This window comes from Nitrospinaceae bacterium, assembly GCA_018669005.1.
Lineage (GTDB): Bacteria > UBA8248 > UBA8248 > UBA8248 > UBA8248 > UBA8248.
In genome coordinates this window covers 21,052-41,871 of record JABJAL010000124.1, presented here as the reverse complement: position 1 = coordinate 41,871, position 20,820 = coordinate 21,052, and the positions used below count along the sequence as shown (strand labels likewise).

The window sequence follows — 20,820 nt, the reverse complement described above, 5'->3', positions numbered from 1 at the left end:
TTTTCCCCATAAAGCGCAGTTGGGATCGGGAGGACGGATTTATTACTCCGAAGTCTCGAAACGCCCGAAGGGAGATCCCCTTATTCCCGGATTTTGCCCTTGCCTTGAAAGAGTGGTATCTGGCTTGCGAGGACAAAAGCCCAAAAGCTCGGATATTCCCGTTACAGTTAGACGGTTTCAGACGACTGTGGGGCCAGATGGTGAAACTTGCGCAAGCCGAGAATGAGAGAAGAGGCCATAAGCGGCCCTTCCCGGATATCACCCCCAAGGGAATGCGGCACACTTTCGCAACGATTCACGCCAACCGCTTCGGGCGTACCAAGGACGGCCCAGCACCCAAGACCCTTCAGGCCTGGATGGGACACTCGAATTTCAGTGTCACGATGGACGTGTACGCTCACTGCGTCCGGGAGGACTGGATAGTACTGCCGAAGCCTTTTGGTAGCCGCATCAGCGAAAAACTAGCAGTGAATGAATAAAAACTTTGACCGATGTTTCCTAAATGTTTCCTCAAAAACAAACAGAGGGTTAACCATCTCTGGCTAACCCTCTGATTTTGTTTGGTAGCGGGGGCAAGATTCGAACTTGCGACCTTTGGGTTATGAGCCCAACGAGCTACCAGCTGCTCCACCCCGCACCGAATGGTAGTAGTGATCTAAATGGTGTTGCCCTCGCTGTCAAGGGCAGGACAGTTATGGGCCCTTGCTACCCGATTCGCGTCTCTTATTCTTGTCCGAAATAAACTCATAGACCGTCTCACCAGGCTTTACGAGACCCAAATCCTCTCGGGCAATTCGCTCGATCGAGGCAAGATCGTTTCGGAGTGCTCTTACTTGGCCCTGTAGCAAACTATTATCATCACGAAGCCGCGCCACTTCGCCACGCAATTCGCTCAGATGCCGTTGATTGACGATTACGGCAAGAAATCCATCCCGCCCAAGAAGCGCAGCGCCCAGCAATATCGTACAAATGCCGACAACCAGCCAATAAACATAGCGGTCCTGTTTGTCCTTGTGGTCGGATTTTGTCAAGGCTCGAAAACTCCGGGCTGGGCGGAGGACTCAACGTATTTTAAGCGAGTAGGCTAAATCACAGCAAACGCCTCTCGAGCGGCAAGAACAGTCGCCTCGATATCGGCCTCAGTATGGGCGGAGGAAAGGAAGCTGACCTCGAATTGGCTCGGGGCCAAGGAAACACCCCGCTCTTGCATGGCGTGGAAGAAGCGGGCATACATTTCGGTGTCAGATCGTTGAGCATCCTCAAAATTGCGCACCGGGCCCTCCTGAAAGAACGTGCAGAACATAGAGCCCCGGCGTATGCCCCATGTTGCGACTCCCGCCGCACGAGCGGCGTCGGCCATCCCTTCCTCAAGCTGGCGGCCTCGCTCCTCAAGCGCCTCGGGCAACCCCTCTTCCTTGATTAAACGAAGCGTCTCGATACCCGCAGCCATTGCCAAGGGATTCCCGGAGAGCGTCCCCGCCTGATAAACTGGCCCCAAAGGCGCGACTGATTCCATGACTGCGCGCCTGCCGCCATAGGCGCCCACCGGCATGCCGCCGCCAATAACTTTTCCCAATGTCGTCAGATCAGGACAAATGCCATAAATATCCTGCGCCCCTCCCCTCGCAACACGAAAGCCCGTCATTACCTCATCAAAAATGAGCAAAGAGTTTGAGCCCTTGGTCGCACGCCTAACCGCCTCGATAAAACCGTCATCAGGAACAACGAGCCCCATATTCCCACCTATAGGCTCTAGGATGAGAGCGGCGATATCCTTGCCCTCTTTGAGAAACAAGTTCTCTAAAGCCTGCGCATCATTGTAGGGAAGCGTAATCGTATTTCGCGCATAATCTGCCGGAACACCGGCGCTATCAGGTATGCCGAGAGTCGCGCCCCCGCTTCCCGCCTTGACGAGAAGCCCGTCCGCGTGGCCATGGTAGCAGCCCTCAAATTTGACGATGAGATCGCGCCCGGTGAAGCCGCGGGCGACGCGGATAGCCGACATCGTGGCCTCGGTGCCAGAGTTGACGAAGCGCAAAAGCTCCATCGACGGATAGGCCTCCTGGACCAGTTCAGCCAGAACGGTCTCAGACTCCGTCGGGGCGCCAAAGCTCATACCACGAGAGGCCGCCTCGCGAACCGCCTCGACAACTCGCGGATGCGCATGACCTAGAATCAGCGGGCCCCAAGAGAGGACGTAATCAACATATTCATTTCCATCGGCGTCCCAGATGTGGCTCCCCTGCCCTCTATCGATGAACAGCGGTGTCCCGCCCACGCCTAGAAACGCACGCACGGGGCTGTCCACCCCGCCGGGTATGTGCTCGCGGGCTTCTGCAAATAACGCCTCGGAGCGCTGATGTGTCCTCAAGAGACATACCTCCCTATGAGCGCCACAAGCCGCTCCTTGGCCTCGTTCGAAATATGAGCCGGGTCTGTGATGATGGCCGTCTCAAGAAGGCCATCAAACGGACTTTTACCCTCGATGTCGGGGACGGCCTCAACGATTATTTTCCGGGCGAGGGCGACGTTTCGCTTAATGATTTCAATGACATTCACGACACTAACCGATTCTTCCTCCTCGTGCCAGCAATCATAGTCGGTGGCCAGCGCCAGGGTGGCATAGCTGATTTCGGCCTCTCGGGCGAGTTTGGCCTCGGGCATGTTCGTCATCCCGATAACCGAGGCGCCCCAATCGCGGTATCGAAAGCTCTCGGCGCGCGTGCTGAACTGGGGGCCCTCCATGCAGACATAAGTGCCGCCGGAGTGAACCTTCGCGCCCGCCCGATCCGCCGCCGCCAACAGACACGCGCTAAGCTCGGCACACACAGGATCAGCCAGGGGAACATGCGCGACAATCCCATCGCCAAAAAAAGTGCTGGCGCGGTTTTTCGTCATGTCAATAAACTGATCGGGAATCACGATCTCACCCGGATGAATATCCTCCTTGAGACTACCCACAGCGCTCACCGAAATTAACCACTCGCATCCCAGTTGCTTGAAACCATGAATATTTGCCCGAAAAGGTATTTCACCGGGCATGAGCACATGCCCAATTCCGTGGCGAGGCAGGAACGCAAGGCGCTTGCCTGAAAGATTTCCCAAAACATAGGGGGCCGATGGCGCACCAAACGGCGTGGAAAGCGCCACCGTCTCCACATCCGTCAGCCCCTCCATCTCATAAAGGCCGCTTCCTCCGATGATACCAATGCTGGCTTCAGGCAATTTCTCTAAATCCTCCGGGCACGATTTTGCGCATAACCTTTAGGCCGCTTTCAAAAGGTTCATTTCAATGAGTGCCTCGGCAATCTGAACAGCGTTCAGCGCAGCTCCCTTTCTCAAATTATCCGAGACAATCCACATATTAAGTGCATTCTCAACCGATGAATCGCGCCGGATGCGCCCGACGTATACCGGGTCTTGCCCCGAGGCCAACAGCGCCGTGGGATAAACGCGCAAATCCGGATCGTCAACCACTTCAATACCCTGAGAATTAGACAACAACTCGCGCGCCTCCTCGGGCGAAAGCGGCCCCTCGGTCTCGACATTCACCGACTCAGAGTGCGAATTATAAACTGGCACACGAACACAGGTGGCGCTTACAGGCAATTTGGGCGAACCCAATATTTTCCGTGTTTCATTCACCATCTTTTGCTCTTCCTTGGTATCTCCCCCATCGAGAAAGACATCAATCTGAGGAAGACAATTAAAAGCTATCTGACGGGACGCCTCCGCAGGCGTCTCTGAGCGCCCCGCAGCCTCTATCTGCGCCCCAAGCTCGTCCATCGCGCTTTTCCCGGCGCCGCTGACCGCCTGATAGGTGCTGACCACAATTCGCCGAAGGCCCGCCTTGTCATGGATAGGCTTGAGCACAACAACCATTTGAATCGTCGAGCAATTCGGATTCGCAATTATCCCTTTATTCCCGGCAAGAGCGGCCGCGTTCACTTCAGGAACAACCAGGGGCACCTCGGGGTCCATGCGGTAAGCACTCGAATTGTCCACGACAACCGCACCAGCTTTCACAGCAGAGGGCGCGAACTCAAGCGAGCGCGAGGCGCCAGCCGAGAAAAGCGCCAATTGAACACCCTCGAAAGAATCGTGCCCAAGACGCCTGACCGTCAGTTCCCCGCCGGCAAACGGAATCTTACTGCCCTCGCTTCTCTCGCTGGCCAGCGGGATAACCTCGGAGGCCGGGAATTTTCTTTGCGCCAGTATTGAAAGTATCTCCCGCCCAACGGCTCCCGTCGCTCCAGCAACGGCAACGCGCAAACCGCTCACAATTAACCTCCCAGGATTTCAGTAATCCGCTCGCCCATCGCGGCACACCCAACCAGCGTCGTTCCCGGGGTGTGGATGTCAGGGGTCCGAAGCCCCTCATCAAGCGCCTGCGCAACCGCCGCCTCAATAGTGTCGGCCATATCCGTTCGCTTGAGCGAATAGCGGCAAAGCATCGCCGCCGACATAATCGCCGCTATCGGATTCGCCTTGTCCTGCCCGGCGATGTCGGGTGCGGTTCCGTGGACCGGCTCATATACACCAAATCCAGTATCATTCAAATTCGCGGACGAGAGCATGCCAATCGAGCCAGTGAGCATCGATGCCGCATCGCTCAAAATATCTCCGAACATGTTTCCCGTAACAATAACGTCGAACTGAAGTGGATCCCGGATAAGCTGCATCGCGGCGTTATCCACATACATATGCGAGACCTCGACATCGGGAAAATCCTTGGCCACCTCTGCCGCCACCCTTCGCCATAGGCGACTCGTCTCAAGAACATTCTCCTTGTCCACGGACAGCAATTTTTTCCGGCGCACCGAGGCCATCTCGAAACCCACACGAACGATTCGCCTGATTTCCGATGTGGAATACACCATCGTATCGGTAGCCCGCTCCTCATCTGAATTTACCTGCTCGGTCATTCTAGGCTCGCCGAAATAGATGCCGCCCACGCCCTCGCGAACAACCAGAAGATCCAGCCCACGAACGCACTCGGGCTTAAGCGTCGAGGCATCCAGGAGGGGGGCAAACATCGAGGCAGGCCTCAAGTTCGCGAACAGATTGAACTTCTGGCGCAGCCCAAGAATCGCCGCCTCAGGGCGCTTTTCGCGCGGCAAATCATCCCACTTGGGGCCGCCTACTGCGCCGAAGAGACAAGCATCGCTTGCAGCCAATAATTCCTGGGTCTCTACTGGGAACGGGTCGCCCACCGCGTCATAGGCCGACCCACCGGCCAAACCCTCCTGAAACTCAAATGAAACGCCAAAACGCTCACCTGCCGTCTCAAGGATTTTTTGTGCGTGGGCGGTTACCTCCTGCCCTATCCCGTCTCCGGGAATAACTCCGATCTTATGGCTAGCCAATTTCTTTTATCCTCATGAAAAAATACCGGCCCATGAATCAAGCCTTAAATTCTTGTATGTAAGGTAGCTTTTCGGCCACCTCTCTCACCTGGGGGAGATTGGACCGTAGAATCGCCACGACGTTCCAGTTTCCCTTGAGGTATGACTGACGCCTCTCCTCAAGCATTTCAACTTTGATGCTCTTTTCTCCGTATGTGAGCGTCAGATTTTCGATACTGGCCGTATACTCGGTTTTTGGATTCTTTTGGGTATGCGCGACAAGTTTCTGCACATCCTCGGTCGAGGCTGTCATCAACGGCATGCCAATGGCCAAAGAGTTTCCCGCAAATATTTCGGCAAAAGAAACCCCGACAATGGCATCAATGCCAAAGCGCTTGATCGCCTGAGGGGCGTGCTCCCGCGATGAGCCGGAACCGAAATTCTTGCCCACAAACAAAATCTTCGCGCCCGTGTAATCCGGGTTATCAATTGGATGATCGGCCGTATTCTCGCGCTCATCGCAAAATAGCGCCTTCTCCATCCCCACGAACGTCAGTGCCGTCAAAAAACGCGCCGGCGTAACACGGTCAGTATCGATATCGTCGCCGGGCAAAGGCAATCCTCGGCCCTTAATTTCTCTGATTTCGTCGGTCATTTTAGTTACCCACCATTTCTGCCGGATTAGAAAGGCATCCCTCTATCGCGGAGGCCGCAACCATGGCCGGGCTGCCCAAATGTGTCCGCCCGCGAGGGCTTCCCTGCCGCCCGATAAAATTTCGGTTTGAAGTCGAAATGCTTCTCTCGGTCCCCACCAATTTATCCTCGTTCATACCCAGGCACATCGAGCAGCCCGCCTCGCGCCATTCGGCCCCGGCCTCCTGGAATATTTCGTGAAGCCCCTCACTCTCGGCCTGGGCTTTAATCTGCTGAGAGCCCGGCACGACCAACATCTTGACCTTGGGGTTCACCTTATTTCCCTTGAGAACCCTCGCCCCCTCGCGCATGTCGGATAGCCTCGAGTTCGTGCACGAGCCCAGGAAGGCAACGTCGATCTTCGTTCCCGCAATGGCATCACCCGGCTTGAGGGCCATATGGGCATAACCCTGCTCGGCTGTTTTGATGTCCTCTCCCGTAAATGAATCGGGGGCGGGAAGTTTTTCCGATATGCCAACCGAATGGCCGGGATTGATTCCCCAGGTCACCATCGGCTCAATCGACTCACCCTCGATATCCGTCACATGATCGTAGACAGCATCGGGATCCGAGGCGATGGATTTCCAGTATTCCAAAGCGCGGTCGAAATCATCTCCCTTGGGAGTAAATTCCCTGCCCTCAAGATAATCGTAGGTCGTCTCATCCGGATTGATGTAGCCGATGCGGGCGCCGCCCTCGATGCTCATGTTGCACACCGTCATCCGCCCTTCCATCTCCATGTCCTCTATAACGCTGCCAGCATATTCATAGGCCTGCCCGAGGCCACCCTTGATGCCAAGATCGTGAATGATTCTTAAAACAACATCCTTGGCAAAAACGCCCTTGTTCAAGCTGCCGTTAACATTAATTCTGTGAACCTTCAGGCGATTGAGCACGAGGGTTTGCGTTTCGAGTACAAACCCCACCTCGGTGGTGCCAATGCCAAAACCCAGAGAGCCCATGGCCCCGTGGGTGCTGGTGTGGCTGTCGCCGCAGGCAATGGTCAGCCCCGGTTGCGAGAGACCATGCTCGGGGCCAATGACGTGGACGATGCCCTGCTTGCCGGTGCTCCAGTTGAGGAAGCGAATTCCGAACTCATCAACATTCTGCTCAAGGGCAGACATCATGGCCTCGGCCTGATCGTCTTTGAACGGCCTGAGCTGGGAGAGCGTCGGCGTAATGTGGTCCGCCGTGGCAATGGTTCTTTCGGGAAAAGCGACTTTCGAGCCATTTTCCTTCAAAGAGGAGAATGCCTGCGGCGTCGTCACCTCATGGATCAGATGCAGCCCGATGAAGAGCTGATACTGGCCCGATTCGAGCCGGGTGACGACATGGCTGTCCCATATTTTGTCGTAAAGCGTTCTTTCAGACATGATCTTTTCCTTTTACTTGGTTCAGGAGATTATTAGTCGAAATTAAGATGCGGCTTTTGAGCCTTCCAGCGCCCGGCGGAGAGACTCGATATAGCGGCAAGCCGCCTGGAGCTTCTCCTCATCTCCTTCTTCACGTTCCATGACATCTATCAGGGCGCTACCCACAATCACGCCATCACCTATCGCACCCGCCTCGGCTGCCTGCTCCGGGGTCTTGATGCCAAATCCTACGGCCACGGGCCGGTTTTTCACACGATTAATCCGCTCAAGCGTATCGCCCATATCGGTGGCCAGAGAATCCCTGGCGCCAGTGACGCCCATTTGTGCGACATAATAAATAAATCCGCCGCCCGAGCGATTCACAAGATCAATCCGCGCGTCCGTGCTCGTGGGCGCAAGCATGAAGATCGGCTCAAGGGGCACCTCCGACATCTCATCAAGAAGCTCGCCCGCCTCCTCGGGGGGAAGGTCAGGAACGATAACCGCATCGGCCCCTGCCCGAGCCGCCTCCGAGCAAAAAGCCTTCAGGCCATAGGCGATAATCGGGTTGTAATAGGTCATGAGCACGATCGGGGCATCGGGCATTTCGGCCCGCACGTCCGCAACCAACTCGATAACACTCTTGAGGGTGGTGCCCCCTTTGAGCGAGCGCATGCTTGCGCGTTGTATCGTCGGACCATCCGCCAGCGGATCGCTGAACGGCACTCCTATCTCGAATCCATCGGCCCCCGCCTCAGCCAGCGCGGGAAGCAAACGTCGCGTGAAGGCAAGATCGGGATCGCCCGCCGTAACGAACGGATAGAGCCCCGAGCGGCCCTGGGCTTTAAGCTGGCCAAATAGCGCCTCGAAGCGGCCAGAATTCTGCATTATGCGCCCGCCCCATTGCCATCAAGATCCCGAAGGAGCCCCTCTGCCTGCTGAACATCCTTATCGCCTCGCCCCGAGAGGCAGACGACAACTGTTTTGCTCTCGCCCGCCCTTGCTGTCTCCTCGGCCAGAATGTTGAGAAAGGCGATGGCATGCGAGCTCTCAAGCGCCGGAATTATGCCCTCAAGAATGGATAATTTTTTGAACCCGTGAAGCGCATCGGTGTCCCCAATTGCATGATAGCGGGCGCGCCCTGAGTCCTTGAGATAGGAGTGCTCGGGCCCCACACCGGGATAGTCGAGCCCCGCCGATACCGAATGGGCCGGGATAATCTGCCCGTCATCATCGTAGAGCAAATGCATCTGGCAGCCGTGCAACACACCCACGCGCCCGGCGTTGAGCGAGGCCCCATGCTCGCCGGTATCAATCCCGCGGCCAGCCGCCTCAACACCAATCAATTCGACATCCTTATCTCCGATGAAGGGATGGAAAAGCCCGATGGCATTACTTCCCCCGCCGACGCACGCAACACAAATATCAGGTAGCTTGCCCTCGGCCTCGATAATCTGGGCCCTGGCCTCCCTGCCAATGACCGACTGAAAATCGCGGATCATGCGCGGAAACGGATTGGGCCCCACAACAGAGCCGATGATGTAGTGCGTGGTGCGCACCGAGGCCGTCCAGTCGCGAAGCGTCTCGTTGGTCGCATCCTTAAGGGTGCGGCTACCCGATGTCACAGGAATCACGCGCGCTCCCAAAAGACGCATTCTGAAGACGTTGAGCGCCTGCCTTCCCACATCTTCCTCGCCCATGTAGACATCGCACTCAAGGCCAAAAAGGGCGGCTGCCGTGGCTGTGGCAACACCATGCTGGCCAGCGCCGGTCTCAGCGATAATGCGCGTCTTGCCGAGTCGCCTGGCCACAAGCACCTGGGCCAGCGTGTTATTAATCTTGTGGGCTCCCGTGTGGCAAAGGTCCTCTCTTTTTAAATAAACCTTAAGAGAGCCCAGCGCCTCGGAAAGCCTGGCCGCATGGTAGAGCGGTGTCGGGCGACCTACATATTTATCTAAAATTTCTGCAAGCTCGGCACGAAACGCCGGGTCCTCACGCACCTCATCGTAGGCGGCCTCTAACTCCTCAAGGGCCGGCATGAGCGTCTCGGGAACATACCGCCCCCCGAAGATTCCAAATCGTCCTGTCTCTGTTGTCTGTGGCATCTCAACTCCGGTATCGATACTTCATGCCGCCGCATTGCGTGCATTAAGAATAAACGCTTCCACCAAACTCGCTTCCTTGCGGGCCGGTACATCGCCCTCGACCCCGCTGCTCACATCCACACCAAAGGGGCCAACCTGGCGGATGGCCTCGGCAACGTTATCTGGATTCAGCCCACCCGAGAGAATCACATCGCGCTGGGAAGCCAACTCTCGGGCCAGCGACCAGTCAAAGGTTTTCCCCGTCCCGCCCAATTCGCCCTTGGCGTATGCGTCGAGCAGAATCGTGCAATCTGGAAAGCGGGCCGCCTCTGCAATCGTCTCCGCCCCCCTGACGCGAAGGCCGCGAATTACCCGCAAGCCCTTGTCTAGCAAAACACGGCAGGTCTCCGGCGTCTCCTCGCCATGGAGTTGTACGGCATCCAAACCCACCTGCCGCGCTATCGACTCCACCCGCTCGGCGCTCTCGTTCACAAATACGCCCACACGCACGCCAAACGGAGGAAGATTCGAGGCCAGCGCCGCCGCCGCCTCCACATCAAGGCATCTCGGCGTTCCAGGCACAAAATTCAGGCCCAGCGCGTCCGCCCCGCGTTCAAGGGCATGGCGGGAATCTTCCAGCGTGGTGACACCACAAATCTTGACGCGAATCATACCGCTCCCTCCTCCCGGCGGCAAACAATACACCAATCCCGCAGATGAGGAAAAGACGATTAAACTAAAGCGAAATCAAGGGAATTTGAATCAGATAAATAGAAGCCCGAGGGCCAAAACAAAGAAACCTCGTCGTTCAGCCGCCCAGATACATTCTGCGAACATCCGGGTTGTCGAGCAACTCCTGCCCAGTTCCCTCATATCGGTTCCGGCCAAGCTCAAGAACATAGCCGCGGTCCGAAATTTCGAGGGCCCTAGTAGCATTTTGCTCAACAATCATAATGGTCAGCCCCTCGTCCGAAAGGCGACCAATCAACTCGAAAACCTCGCTGACAAACCGGGGGCTCAGGCCGAGCGAGGGCTCGTCAATCATGATCATCTGCGGCCTCGTCATCAGTGCGCGGCCCATGGCGAGCATCTGCTGCTCCCCGCCGCTCATCGTTCCACCCAGTTGGCGTTGGCGCTCGGCAAGGCGGGGGAAAAGCGTAAAGACATACTCCATCGCATCGGCGATCTTCTTGTTGTCGCGCTCGACATAAGCGCCCATCTCAAGATTTTCCTTAACCGTCATCTGGTTAAAGACAATCCGCCCCTGGGGCACATACCCGAGCCCTTGGCCGAGTATCTGATCGGGCCGAAATCCGACGATGCTATTTCCGTTAAAATTAATCTCGCCGCCCAGATAGTTGATAAAGCCCATGATGACTTTATACGTGGTGGATTTACCGGCGCCGTTCGGGCCGATTACGCACACCACCTCTTTTTCGCGCACCTCAAGCGTTACGCCGTGGAGAATCTGACTCCGGCCATAACCCGCCTCGATGTTCTTCAGTTCAAGTAAAGCCATTTATTTATGTCCAAAATATGCTTCGATGACGTATTCGTTGTTCTGGATTTCCTCGGGCGGGCCCTCGGCAATTTTTACCCCATAGTCCATCACAAAGATTTTCTCACAGTGGTTCATAATCACGTTCATATCGTGCTCGACAATTAAAATTGTCTTACCCTGGTTTTCCTGGAGATCATGGATATGCTCCAGAAGATTTTGGAGAAGCGTCCGGTTCACACCTGCGGCAGGCTCATCGAGAAGAATAACCTCCGGATCAGTCATCAGCGCCCTGGCGAATTCAAGAAGCTTCTGCTGCCCGTAGGAGAGGTTGCCGCCATACTCGCCTCGAAGTTTCGTCAGCGTGACAAACTCCATGAGCATTTCGGCTTTTTCGCGCGCCTCTTTTTCCGAGACCTTCATACTTGAGGCCGAAAGCATATTTTCGAGCACAGTCATCTCGCGGTATACACGCGTAATCTGAAAAGTCCGGCTGATGCCTCTCCCAAAAACCTGATAGGGCTTGAGGTTAACGATGTTCTCGCCATGAAAAATTACTTCACCACTGTCCGCCCCGAGAACACCGGTCAGCAGGTTAAACGTCGTCGTCTTACCGGAGCCATTGGGTCCAATCAATCCCGATATTTTCCCCTTGGGCAAATCGAAACTGCAGCCATCGACGGCCTTGATGCCGCCGAAGTGCTTTTTCAGATCCTTTACCTCAAGAGCGATTTCTTGCGCTTCAGCCATTTTATTCAGCCATTTCCTTAGTGAACCATTCCCTTGCGCGCCCAACCGTGATCAATAGCAAAACCCATCAGACCACGGGGCATGAAACGCGCTACGAGAATGATGAAGATACCGAATGTAATGAGGTGCGCCGTGGGGAAGCGAATCCAGGTGTACTCCTGAACGGAGTAAAGCACCGCAACACCCAATATCGGACCAACAACGGTCCCCCTGCCTCCGAACATGGCGAACAGCTTCATGTAAATCGTCACCAGGATAAAAAATTCCGATTCCGGCTCGATATAGAGCGTTTTATAACCCTGGATGCCGCCCGCTATGGCCGCGAAAAATGCGGAGAGGGCCAGCGCAGCCAATTTATAAAAAGTGGTGTTCACCCCCAGGGACTCGGCGGCGATTTCATCTTCCCGAATGGCATTTAATCGTATGCCGAATCTTGAATGCCCCACCCAGTAGGAAACAATAATGGTGACGATCATCAAGACGAGCATGGCGTGGTAGGTTTCCCACGAATTTTCAATATTTTTATAGGCGATGCCATCTGCGCCATGCGTCAGGCTCACCCAGTTGATGGCGATAACCCGCGTACCCTCGGCGGCACCGAGCATGGCGATGGCAAAGTAAGGGCCCTTGAGCCTTAAGACGGGAAACCCGATTAGAATAGCATAGACAACCCCGACCACCCCGGCGGCTATGAGGCCACCTATCCAATGCCAGCCGTAGTCCACCACGAGGATGGCCGTTGTGTAGGTTCCGACACCATAGAAAACGACATGACCAAATGAGATGTAGCCCGTGTAGCCGCTAATGATATTCCAGCTCAACGAGAGAACGACGTACATCATCATGAACATGAAAAAAGATCGGATATAAATGGAAAATATCGGCGGGACAAACAAAAGGAGCACCACGCTCCCGCCCAGAATGCCAAGATTTCTCCAATGATCTTTATTGCTCACATCTATCTCCGCTTAATAATCGGTTTTCGGCCCCATCAAGCCCCGGGGACGAATTAAAAGCACGAAAATCATCAGGCCGTATGCCGCGATTTCAACCAGCGCCGTTCCATTCGGAAGCATGAAGGAAATTATGCTCTCCATGACGGCCAACATGACGCCGCCAATCATGGCGCCGATATAGTGCCCGCGCCCGCCGAGAACGATGATGGCGAATGCCTGTAGGGTATAGATTATTCCCGTTTCGGGATTAAAACCGAATTGAATCGAGACCAGCGCGCCCCCGGCAACCGCGAGCGCCGCGCTAATCCCCGATGTAATCATGTAGATTTGGGAAATGTTGATCCCGCAAACCATGGCGACATCGGCGTTTTGTGAAGTGGCCCGAATGGCCTTCCCGATTCGGTGCACTTTTAAAAACATAAACACGCCCACCGAGATGACAAGCGCCATCCCGAAACTAATCAACCGGCTTTTTCCCACCACGATACTTTCGGTGATCTGAAATGCGTCGGGGGCATAGGGGATGGTCTTGTAGTCGGTGGTGAACTGCCATTCCACGCCATAGATCATCACGAGACCGAGGCCAAAGGTCATCAAAAGCGGGGTAAGCTCGGGGCCGCCGACCACGGCGTTGAGGAGAAATTTCTGTATCATCCAGCCAAGGCCGAAAGCAATCGGAAGCGTAAAAACCATAGAGAGAAGCGGATCAAAGCCGAACCAGAAAAAAGCAGCGTAGCTTAAATAAGCGCCGAGCATGACCATCTCGCCATGGGCCACGTTGATAATCCGCATGACGCCGAAAATCATCGTCAATCCGACGGCAAACATCGCGTACACGCCGCCCTGCATCACCCCGTTCAACAGAACGGTAGCCAGGTCGGCCAGCCACTGGCGGTCGAAAAAAACGTTTTCGGTATAAATACCAATGGCAAAAGGCAGGGAGTAGGCGATAACCAAAAACCCGGCCAACATGTATGCGCTTCTTCGTTCAGCCTTTTCCATGCTTCCCAAAAATCCTCTCTGCAAGGAATCAGATCACTAGAGCCAATGTTTTTTTCGCAAAATACCGGGGCCACAGCTGCGACCCCGGCACTGTGCGTTTAATGGATCAGCTACCTCTTAAACAACAGAGCCTTCCGATACAACTGGAGGGCTTAACGGCTCTTCCAGTTCGGCATGGGAAGCGTGTATTTCGCCTCCGCCAGCTTCGCGGGCCAAACGATCTTCCTCTGGCCTTTGAGAATCTGGAAGGTCAGGCCTTCATGGCTATTCAGGTTATTGCCGTCAACCTTCCAGGGGCCGATGACCGTGTTGGTGCTGAACGAGCGCATCGTTTTCCACACCTTTGCGCGATCGATGCTTCCCGCAGCCGCGATAGCTGCGCCGAGCACCTGGAAGGAGGCATAGGACTGGCCAGCATGATAGTTGGGCTTCACGCCATAGCGTTTTACATACTCGGCGATATAGGCCTTCATGCCGGCCCGTTTGAGAATATCAGGCTTGGGCTCCCACTGGCTGAACCCGAGGACATACTCAGCCGTATTTCCGAGTGACTTGGCGAACTTGGGAAGCGCAGGGCCAACGGTTCCGGCAAACATCTTGAGATTGATGTTCAACTCGCGGAGACCGCGAATCTGGGCAGTCGCATCGGCGAAGTAGCTGTTCGAGATCAGGGCCTCGGCGCGGCGGGACTTGATCTTCGTAAGAAGAGCGGTGAAGTCCTGCTGCTTTCTCGGATAGCTCTCCTCAAGAACGATTTTCAGGCCAAGCTTCTTCGCCCAGGCGCGTACACCCTCTGCCGTCTGGCGGGGGAAGAGGCTGTCCTCACCAACAACAGCGATGCGCTTGACGCCAATATCTTTGGCAATGTGGAGCGCGCCCTTCTGGTAGTCCTGGGCAACGGCGATGATGTTGAACAGGTACTTGCGCCCCTTCTGCCAGATAACACCCGAGGAGGCGCCCGGCGCCATCGTCGGATACTTGTAGCGCTCGATAATATTGGCCACGGCGTCGGTGATGCCCGAAGAATAGGGGCCCATGGTGAAGTTAACTTTATCATGGGTAATCAATTTCTCGAAAAGCTTGATGCTCTGCTGCTTGTCCGACTTATCATCAAGAATGGTCAAATTGATCTTCTTACCAATCCAACCGCCCTTGGCATTCTGTTGATCAACATACATTTTCCAAGAATTCACAAACCTGCCCGCGGGCTCGGCATAGCGGCCCGTTTGCGATACGGCAACGCCTACCGTGATCTGACCAGCTGCCCAAACATTGCCAGCCCAGGCAACAACCACGGTCAACACCGCAACCATTACTACCTTTAAAATACTCTTCATCAATCCAACCCTCCCATCCGTGTAGTAGGAACCTAAGGGTAACTCCTGCGAAGCAAAATTAAGTGATCACATCATTAAACCCATAAATCGCAAAAAACTTCCCATCCGAGGCAGGAAATTTTGCATAGACCATGAACACAAGGTCATAAACGGTTGAGCTAATATCTGTCTGTCTTGGATTTGACACTATGTTACGCAGATTTACTAATATGTCAAATAATTTTTATCGAAGTGATTTCAAAGTGTTGCATGGGATTTTAGGAATATTCAAGAAATTTCGGCATCCACGGAACATTCTTCAACCCAAACGGCCCCACCCTCGCCAAATTCTTTTTTCCAGATCGGTACGATCTGCTTTATGCGGTCAATCGCATATCGGCAAGCCTTGAACGAGGCATCCCGATGGGCCGAGGCCGCCGCAATGCCCACAGCGATCTCACCGATTTGAAGGGTGCCGATGCGGTGCTCCATAGCGACACGTTCCACCCCATAGCGCTCGGTGATTTCCTCAACCACCTGGCGCATTTTTTTCTCCGACATCTCGGGGTAGGCCTGATACTCAAGATGCGTAACCTGCTCGCCGCGGCTGTGATTTCGCACGAGCCCGATAAACGTACACACACCGCCGATATCATCGGCAGAAACATCCTTGATGAGCGCATCCATATCAACAGGACGCTCGACAATTTTGCAGATCATGCGACACCTCCGCTGATGGGAGGAATAAGAGCCAATTCATCGCCCGCCGCAACAGCGTGGGAATCTCCAGCAAACTCCTGGTTAACTGAAACGGCGATAGATTCCATCTTCTCGGAAAAGGGCGGAAATTTTTGGGCAAGTGCAGCGCGCAGATCTTTTACTGTGCCGCTTTCAGGCACCTCAAGTTCGATTTCATCCTCGCCCGTAACGTCCCGAGCCCAGGCAAAACATTTAACGGTAACCAGCATCTGGCATCCCTCTCAAAAACAGACAATGTCAAAAATCAACCGCCCTAGACAGCAACACACAGGATAGAAGGCAAGCGAGTCAGAATCAAGACATCCAGGCTCAATAGTGCGCCCCGCCCGAAGCCAGCCTATAATAGCCGCCATGAATATCTCATCTCACCCCGCTCTTGCACGGGCGCTTGAATCAGAACTGGGTTCTGGCCCGATCACCTTCAAAAAGTTCATGGAGATGTGTCTTTATCACCCCAAAGGCGGCTACTACCGCCAGCCCACCCAGCGCCTGGGGGGGGGTGGTGATTTCAAGACCAGCCCTCACCAAAGCCCTGTCTTCGGACATATTCTATCTCGCCAGAGCGAGGAAATATGGCGCGCCATGGGCAAACCCGGCCAGTTTAACATCTATGAATATGGGGCCGGCGAGGGGTGGCTGGCGCATGACATACTCAAAACGACAGAAGACGTGGGCGCCCCGGCCTTTGCACAGGCCCTTGAGTACACCCTGATTGAGCAAAACCCCTCCTCCTCATCTCGGGCAGGCGAGCGGCTGGCCAGATGGCTGGAGAGTAAACGCCCCCGCCCCCGCGCTAGGCTGGAAGCTGACGCTCATGAAAAAAATTCACTCCCCGAGAATTTCGAGGGTCTTATCATCGCCCATGAATTTCTCGATGCCCTTCCTGTTCATATTTTAAAACAAACAGAAAAAGGCCTTGTAGAGCGCTACGTCGAACAACAAGGCGGCAGGCTCTCATTTTGCAACGGCGAGCTTTCCGAGGCGTACCTGAATAATTGGTTCCATGAACTCGGAGTCAAACTCGAAATTGGTCAAACAGTAGAAGTGTGCCCAGCCGCAATCGATTGGATTGAATCCGTGGCCAAACGAATCGGGCAAGGTGGAATTTTACTTTTCGATTATGGATTCTCAAGCAAAGCCCTGTATCATCCATCCCGAAGAGAGGGAACAATCCGGGGTTATCGGAACCATGCCATTATAGAAAATCCGCTTGATCTTCCCGGCGAATCAGATCTAACGGCCCATGTTGATTTCACATCGATACTAAGAGCGGCCGAAATCTCGGGGCTCTCGCTGGCCGGATTTACCGATCAAACTCATTTTCTCTTAGGCTCAGGAATAACTGAGGTGCTTGAAAACGCAACTGGCAGCGGAAGTAATGCTGCCAGCGAGCGGCGGCGTGCGATGGGCCTTCTCGATCCGGGGGGGCTAGGGGGAGCCATCAAGGTCATGCTCCTCACCCGCCGCCTCGATAAAACCGAATTTCCGGGGTTCTCCATGAAACCAGACGACAGGGAATCTTTCGCCACGTTGCGCGGCTAACCGCCTGCGGGCCGCAGCGCTTTAATCTGAATCTGCACCCTCGCGCTTCCGCGCCACCGATTCACACCGGCGTTATAAGCAACATCCAGCTTGCCCTTCAAAAACGCCTCGTCCTCAAGAAAACCACCCAGGCCAAAACCAATGGAATCGACCACCTGCCCTCGTTGGCGAATTCTCATTTTCAAATGCTTCCCCTTCCCCACAGTTTCAGGGCGACCCACCACCTCCACACCCGAGGTGGCAAAAACAGGCTGGGGATTCCCCATCCCAAAGGGCGCCATTCTTTCCAACATTTCGACCAGGGGCATCTCAAGTTCCGAGAAATCCACCACACCATCCAACAACAATTCTGGTCTGGCTGGCTCCCCACCAAGAGCATCACGGGCGGCATTCTCAAATTCTTCCCGAAATTGAGTCACATTTTCCCGCTTGATCGACAAACCCGCCGCACCCTTGTGCCCCCCGAACTGGATCAGCGAGCCCGAGCACCTTTCCAAAATCTCAACCAGATTGACCCCGGGAACACCTCGGCAGGACCCCTTCCCCACCTCACCATCGAGGTGGATAAGCACCGATGGCCTGTTAAATTTCTCAACCATTCTTGAGGCGACAATTCCGATTACGCCCGGGTGCCATTTCTCGCTCGCCAGGACAAGAGATTGGTGCTCATCGGCAAGTCCCATCGCCTCAATTTGCTCCAAGGCCTCTTTGTGCGCCTCACGCTCAAGGTCCTGCCGCTGCCGATTCCACACCTCTAGTTTTTCCGAGCGTGGCCTGGCCAGCGCCGAATCGACTTCCATAAGAAGGTCCACCCCTAGGCGCGGGTCCCCCACTCTTCCGGCCGCATTCAGTCGGGGCGCAAGGACGAAACCAATGTGTCCCGCCGTAATCGACTCCGCTTTTAAATCCGCAGCGGCCACAAGAGCCCTTATACCCGGCTTACCTTTGTAGGCCTCCACCGCCGCGCTACCGGAATTCATAACCGAGGAAATTACCTCAAGGCCCCCCCGAACCAAGATATGATTTTCATCTACAAGAGGAACGATGTCCGCCACCGTACCCAGCGCCACGAGATCGAGGTGTTGTTTGAGATTGGGAAGCTCACCCTCAAAACCTTCGTCGCGAAGACGACGCCTTACGGCCGTGGCAACTTTAAAGGCGACACCCACACCACTCAAACTTTTAAAAGGATAGGCGCAATCCTCTTGGCGCGGATTAACAACGGCAAGGGCCTCGGGAAGAACCTCGGGCGGGGCATGATGATCTGTAATGATGAGATGGATACCGTTTTCACGTGCCTCGCGCGCCACATCCACCGCCGTGATGCCAGTGTCCACAGTCACTATCGTCTCGCACCCGGCCTCCCGGAGCGCCATCAACCCAGATAGGTGAAGGCCGTAGCCCTCCTCCATCCGGCGGGGAATAAAGTAAGGGGTAGTTACTCCGAGCGATCTAAAAAAAAGGACCAAAAGCGTGGTCGAGGAAATTCCATCCGTGTCATAGTCGCCATAAATACCTATCGGGTGGCCTTTCATCACCTCTTGAGCCAGATGAGCTGCGGCCTCCTCCATTCCCTTCATTAAAAAGGGATCGTGCAGCGCGGTAAGCGGCGCGTCTAGAAAAACTTCGGCTTCCTCGGCCCCGGAAATTCCCCGAAGCGCCAGGAGGCGCCCCAGGAGCGCAGGCACCCTTAGCGCCTCCGACAAGCGGGCGGCAAGACCTTCATCAATTTGTTTGACTGTCCATCGATTCGGAAATACGGGCAGCCCCGCAGAGGCGTTCCGGCCGTTACGGTAACTAGCTGCTCGCTGCTCGTTAGAGGCCATTAATCGAATACCCCAAAGTATCAATCAAAAAACGCTGTACTCAACGTTTTGCCCCGCCCATAGCGCCTTGGGTTTCACTGCGCGCCCGACCACTTCGCCTCCAGCGATCCCGCTTAAGAGGATTGGGCATGGGACGAAGGAGCATCTGGCGCGGCGGATTATGCTTATGGTGAAAACTTTTAGGAACAGGACGGTTCAACTGTGTCATGGCAAGAGAAATACGGTTCATCAATCTTTTAGGGCGGCAGCCGTTTTGGTTCGATAAAATGGAAAAGGCCAGTGTCTCGCCATTATCGGCGGCCGCAAACCCGCTCAACGCATGAATCCCAGCCAGCAGACCCGTCTTTGCGCGAATTCGTCTTGAGGCGCGGCTTCGACGGAGGCGCTTTCGAATCGTCCCATCCACACCCACCACAGCCAAGGAGGCAAGGTATTCGGGCAAAATCCGAAAATCGTGATAAACGCTCGAAAGAAGCGTGACTATGGCCCTGGGTGTTATCCGGTTTTTTCGGCTAAGCCCCGAGCCATCTGAAAAATCGAATGCGTCCTGGGGAATTCCCAAATGGAGGAGATATTTTTTCACCGCAACAAGTCCCTTCTCGGTGGTGCCCGGAAGACCGTAAATTTCCGCTCCGAGAGTTTTAAGTATCAACTCGGCCGTCAGATTGTTGCTGTGCTTATTCAGCCCGCGAATTATCTCGCCCAGGACGCGCGAGTTTTGCCTCGCGATGAGTTTGGCATCGGGAGGCGTTTTGCCCTTGAGTATTCTGCCCCTGAAGCGGATACCCTCTTTTTTCAAAAGTGCCGAAAATGTCCCGGCGGCAAATCGGGTGGGATCGGATACCGAAATGGTATAACGCCGGGTGCGCTTTCTGGCTGGCGTTCGCCCGCTGACATGAATCCAATCTTTACCGCCTGCCGTACGACGGCTCACCCGCACCCTTGGGCGTTTGCGGCGGGAAACCGTTTTCAAGCTATTTTTAAGGCCGATGGTATCCGAGGGCGGAATAAGCTGAACCCGCGCAAGAGCCCCTGGCCCGGAGCCCGGATCAACCTGCACGTTCACGAGGCTGAAATTCACGGAAAGTGCCGAGTAGGGCGCCAGATAAGCCTTGCCCGATCCGTTTACCTTCCAGTCTTTTCCATACCGCTGCCCATCGAAAAAACTATCATCCGCAATCAGATCACCTAAAACCTGGCGAACGCCTTTGAGATACAACGAATACGCCAACTCCCGAACCCGCTCTTGAACAAATGTGGGATCGCCGTAGCCCTTGAGAAACAAATCGCCCTTGAGAACACCCTTTCTAATAGTGCCGGTCGTATAAACATCGGTCGAAAAAGTGTAGTCGGGCCCCAGATAAGCAAGCGCCGCCGCCGTCGTCATCAACTTCATATTCGAGGCGGGCACCCTTTTCTCCTCGGCCCGATGCGAAAAAAGCGTTTCGCCCGCAGAAATCGAACGAATGTGCACACCAAGTTCACCCGTAATTCGGCATTCTCTTTTTATGGCGCGATTAACGGTGTCTCTGAAAATTTTAACCGATGAGATCCGGACTTTATTAGCTCGCTTCTTGCGGGCCGCAAGAGCATCTGGCGGCATGAAAGAAACGCCCAGAGCGAGCATCAGAACACCACTAAGCACCCTGGGGAGGCATGAATGATTAAAAAAATTCATAAGAAAATTAAGTCCTTGC

The 20,820-nt window shown here is 54.8% G+C and carries 21 protein-coding genes and 1 tRNA gene; 2 read left to right on the top strand and 20 right to left on the bottom strand.

All coding sequences use genetic code 11. The annotated features are described in order from the left end of the window. Nucleotides 1-479: tyrosine-type recombinase/integrase (locus HOJ95_18570; protein ID MBT6396698.1), on the top strand; the 479-nt coding region annotated here is incomplete at its 5' end. Between the two features lie 82 nt (nucleotides 480-561). Here the strand turns inward: HOJ95_18570 and HOJ95_18565 are convergent. From HOJ95_18565 to moaD, 18 genes are all read right to left on the bottom strand, one after another. Beyond that, nucleotides 562-637, bottom strand: a tRNA-Met gene (locus HOJ95_18565). 55 nt (nucleotides 638-692) lie between these two features. Beyond that, nucleotides 693-1,031, bottom strand: a complete 339-nt coding sequence (locus tag HOJ95_18560) for a hypothetical protein (GenBank protein MBT6396697.1) — start codon at nucleotides 1,029-1,031, stop codon at nucleotides 693-695. 53 nt (nucleotides 1,032-1,084) lie between these two features. Beyond that, on the bottom strand, nucleotides 1,085-2,371 hold the full coding sequence (gene hemL / locus HOJ95_18555; GenBank protein ID MBT6396696.1) for a glutamate-1-semialdehyde 2,1-aminomutase: 1,287 nt from the start codon (nucleotides 2,369-2,371) through the stop codon (nucleotides 1,085-1,087). Beyond that, a complete protein-coding gene (mtnP, locus tag HOJ95_18550) occupies nucleotides 2,368-3,225 on the bottom strand; it encodes an S-methyl-5'-thioadenosine phosphorylase (protein MBT6396695.1) in 858 nt (285 codons plus the stop codon). Before mtnP ends, hemL begins: the two co-directional genes overlap by 4 nt. A gap of 39 nt (nucleotides 3,226-3,264) precedes the next feature. Next, nucleotides 3,265-4,281, bottom strand: coding sequence for an aspartate-semialdehyde dehydrogenase (locus HOJ95_18545; GenBank protein MBT6396694.1), 1,017 nt, complete (start codon nucleotides 4,279-4,281; stop codon nucleotides 3,265-3,267). Between the two features lie 2 nt (nucleotides 4,282-4,283). Next, nucleotides 4,284-5,342, bottom strand: a complete 1,059-nt coding sequence (leuB, locus tag HOJ95_18540; protein ID MBT6396693.1) for a 3-isopropylmalate dehydrogenase — start codon at nucleotides 5,340-5,342, stop codon at nucleotides 4,284-4,286. Nucleotides 5,343-5,403: 61 nt separating this feature from the next. Next, a complete protein-coding gene (locus tag HOJ95_18535; GenBank protein MBT6396692.1) occupies nucleotides 5,404-6,000 on the bottom strand; it encodes an isopropylmalate isomerase in 597 nt (198 codons plus the stop codon). A 1-nt stretch (nucleotide 6,001) separates the two neighbouring features. After that, nucleotides 6,002-7,411 carry a 3-isopropylmalate dehydratase large subunit gene (leuC, locus tag HOJ95_18530; GenBank protein ID MBT6396691.1) on the bottom strand — a complete coding sequence of 470 codons (1,410 nt, stop codon included), beginning with the start codon at nucleotides 7,409-7,411 and terminating at the stop codon, nucleotides 6,002-6,004. A gap of 42 nt (nucleotides 7,412-7,453) precedes the next feature. Then, nucleotides 7,454-8,278 (bottom strand): tryptophan synthase subunit alpha, encoded by an 825-nt coding sequence (locus HOJ95_18525; protein ID MBT6396690.1) that lies wholly within the window; start codon nucleotides 8,276-8,278, stop codon nucleotides 7,454-7,456. Next, complete coding sequence (trpB, locus tag HOJ95_18520; protein ID MBT6396689.1) at nucleotides 8,278-9,495, bottom strand: tryptophan synthase subunit beta; 1,218 nt, start codon at nucleotides 9,493-9,495, stop codon at nucleotides 8,278-8,280. The genes HOJ95_18525 and trpB overlap by 1 nt, the downstream gene beginning before the upstream one ends. Nucleotides 9,496-9,516: 21 nt before the next feature. Beyond that, on the bottom strand, nucleotides 9,517-10,146 hold the full coding sequence (locus HOJ95_18515; GenBank protein MBT6396688.1) for a phosphoribosylanthranilate isomerase: 630 nt from the start codon (nucleotides 10,144-10,146) through the stop codon (nucleotides 9,517-9,519). Between the two features lie 136 nt (nucleotides 10,147-10,282). Continuing rightward, nucleotides 10,283-10,993 (bottom strand): ABC transporter ATP-binding protein, encoded by a 711-nt coding sequence (locus HOJ95_18510; GenBank protein ID MBT6396687.1) that lies wholly within the window; start codon nucleotides 10,991-10,993, stop codon nucleotides 10,283-10,285. Then, nucleotides 10,994-11,722 carry an ABC transporter ATP-binding protein gene (locus HOJ95_18505; protein MBT6396686.1) on the bottom strand — a complete coding sequence of 243 codons (729 nt, stop codon included), beginning with the start codon at nucleotides 11,720-11,722 and terminating at the stop codon, nucleotides 10,994-10,996. A gap of 17 nt (nucleotides 11,723-11,739) precedes the next feature. Further along, entirely contained in the window at nucleotides 11,740-12,678 is a 939-nt protein-coding gene (locus HOJ95_18500) for a branched-chain amino acid ABC transporter permease (protein MBT6396685.1), read from the bottom strand. A 12-nt stretch (nucleotides 12,679-12,690) separates the two neighbouring features. Continuing rightward, entirely contained in the window at nucleotides 12,691-13,680 is a 990-nt protein-coding gene (locus HOJ95_18495) for a branched-chain amino acid ABC transporter permease (protein MBT6396684.1), read from the bottom strand. A 152-nt stretch (nucleotides 13,681-13,832) separates the two neighbouring features. Further along, entirely contained in the window at nucleotides 13,833-15,020 is a 1,188-nt protein-coding gene (locus HOJ95_18490) for an amino acid ABC transporter substrate-binding protein (GenBank protein MBT6396683.1), read from the bottom strand. A gap of 264 nt (nucleotides 15,021-15,284) precedes the next feature. Then, nucleotides 15,285-15,716 (bottom strand): molybdenum cofactor biosynthesis protein MoaE, encoded by a 432-nt coding sequence (locus HOJ95_18485; protein MBT6396682.1) that lies wholly within the window; start codon nucleotides 15,714-15,716, stop codon nucleotides 15,285-15,287. Beyond that, nucleotides 15,713-15,964: a molybdopterin converting factor subunit 1 gene (gene moaD / locus HOJ95_18480; GenBank protein ID MBT6396681.1), complete on the bottom strand. Its 252-nt coding sequence runs from the start codon at nucleotides 15,962-15,964 to the stop codon at nucleotides 15,713-15,715. Before moaD ends, HOJ95_18485 begins: the two co-directional genes overlap by 4 nt. Before the next feature lie 142 nt (nucleotides 15,965-16,106). Here moaD and HOJ95_18475 point away from each other — a divergent pair, with 142 nt between their 5' ends. After that, nucleotides 16,107-17,297, top strand: a complete 1,191-nt coding sequence (locus HOJ95_18475) for a hypothetical protein (GenBank protein ID MBT6396680.1) — start codon at nucleotides 16,107-16,109, stop codon at nucleotides 17,295-17,297. On the opposite strand, the gene recJ is transcribed toward HOJ95_18475, so the two are convergent. Further along, the gene (recJ, locus tag HOJ95_18470) at nucleotides 17,294-19,123 is read right to left on the bottom strand and encodes a single-stranded-DNA-specific exonuclease RecJ (protein MBT6396679.1); all 1,830 of its coding nucleotides are present in this window, start codon (nucleotides 19,121-19,123) and stop codon (nucleotides 17,294-17,296) included. The genes HOJ95_18475 and recJ overlap by 4 nt on opposite strands. Before the next feature lie 40 nt (nucleotides 19,124-19,163). Further along, nucleotides 19,164-20,801 carry a D-alanyl-D-alanine carboxypeptidase/D-alanyl-D-alanine-endopeptidase gene (gene dacB / locus HOJ95_18465; GenBank protein ID MBT6396678.1) on the bottom strand — a complete coding sequence of 546 codons (1,638 nt, stop codon included), beginning with the start codon at nucleotides 20,799-20,801 and terminating at the stop codon, nucleotides 19,164-19,166. Nucleotides 20,802-20,820: the final 19 nt, after the last annotated feature.

Excerpts from the sequence above, each read along its gene's own strand:
- moaD (MBT6396681.1), bottom strand. The coding sequence starts at position 15,964 with ATGCTGGTTACCGTTAAATGTTTTGCCTGGGCTCGGGACGTTACGGGC.
- HOJ95_18535 (MBT6396692.1), bottom strand. The coding sequence starts at position 6,000 with ATGACCGACGAAATCAGAGAAATTAAGGGCCGAGGATTGCCTTTGCCC.
- HOJ95_18515 (MBT6396688.1), bottom strand. The coding sequence starts at position 10,146 with ATGATTCGCGTCAAGATTTGTGGTGTCACCACGCTGGAAGATTCCCGC.
- trpB (MBT6396689.1), bottom strand. The coding sequence starts at position 9,495 with ATGCCACAGACAACAGAGACAGGACGATTTGGAATCTTCGGGGGGCGG.
- recJ (MBT6396679.1), bottom strand. The coding sequence starts at position 19,123 with ATGGCCTCTAACGAGCAGCGAGCAGCTAGTTACCGTAACGGCCGGAAC.
- HOJ95_18495 (MBT6396684.1), bottom strand. The coding sequence starts at position 13,680 with ATGGAAAAGGCTGAACGAAGAAGCGCATACATGTTGGCCGGGTTTTTG.
- dacB (MBT6396678.1), bottom strand. The coding sequence starts at position 20,801 with ATGAATTTTTTTAATCATTCATGCCTCCCCAGGGTGCTTAGTGGTGTT.
- leuC (MBT6396691.1), bottom strand. The coding sequence starts at position 7,411 with ATGTCTGAAAGAACGCTTTACGACAAAATATGGGACAGCCATGTCGTC.
- HOJ95_18525 (MBT6396690.1), bottom strand. The coding sequence starts at position 8,278 with ATGCAGAATTCTGGCCGCTTCGAGGCGCTATTTGGCCAGCTTAAAGCC.
- HOJ95_18510 (MBT6396687.1), bottom strand. The coding sequence starts at position 10,993 with ATGGCTTTACTTGAACTGAAGAACATCGAGGCGGGTTATGGCCGGAGT.
- HOJ95_18505 (MBT6396686.1), bottom strand. The coding sequence starts at position 11,722 with ATGGCTGAAGCGCAAGAAATCGCTCTTGAGGTAAAGGATCTGAAAAAG.
- HOJ95_18485 (MBT6396682.1), bottom strand. The coding sequence starts at position 15,716 with ATGATCTGCAAAATTGTCGAGCGTCCTGTTGATATGGATGCGCTCATC.
- HOJ95_18475 (MBT6396680.1), top strand. The coding sequence starts at position 16,107 with ATGAATATCTCATCTCACCCCGCTCTTGCACGGGCGCTTGAATCAGAA.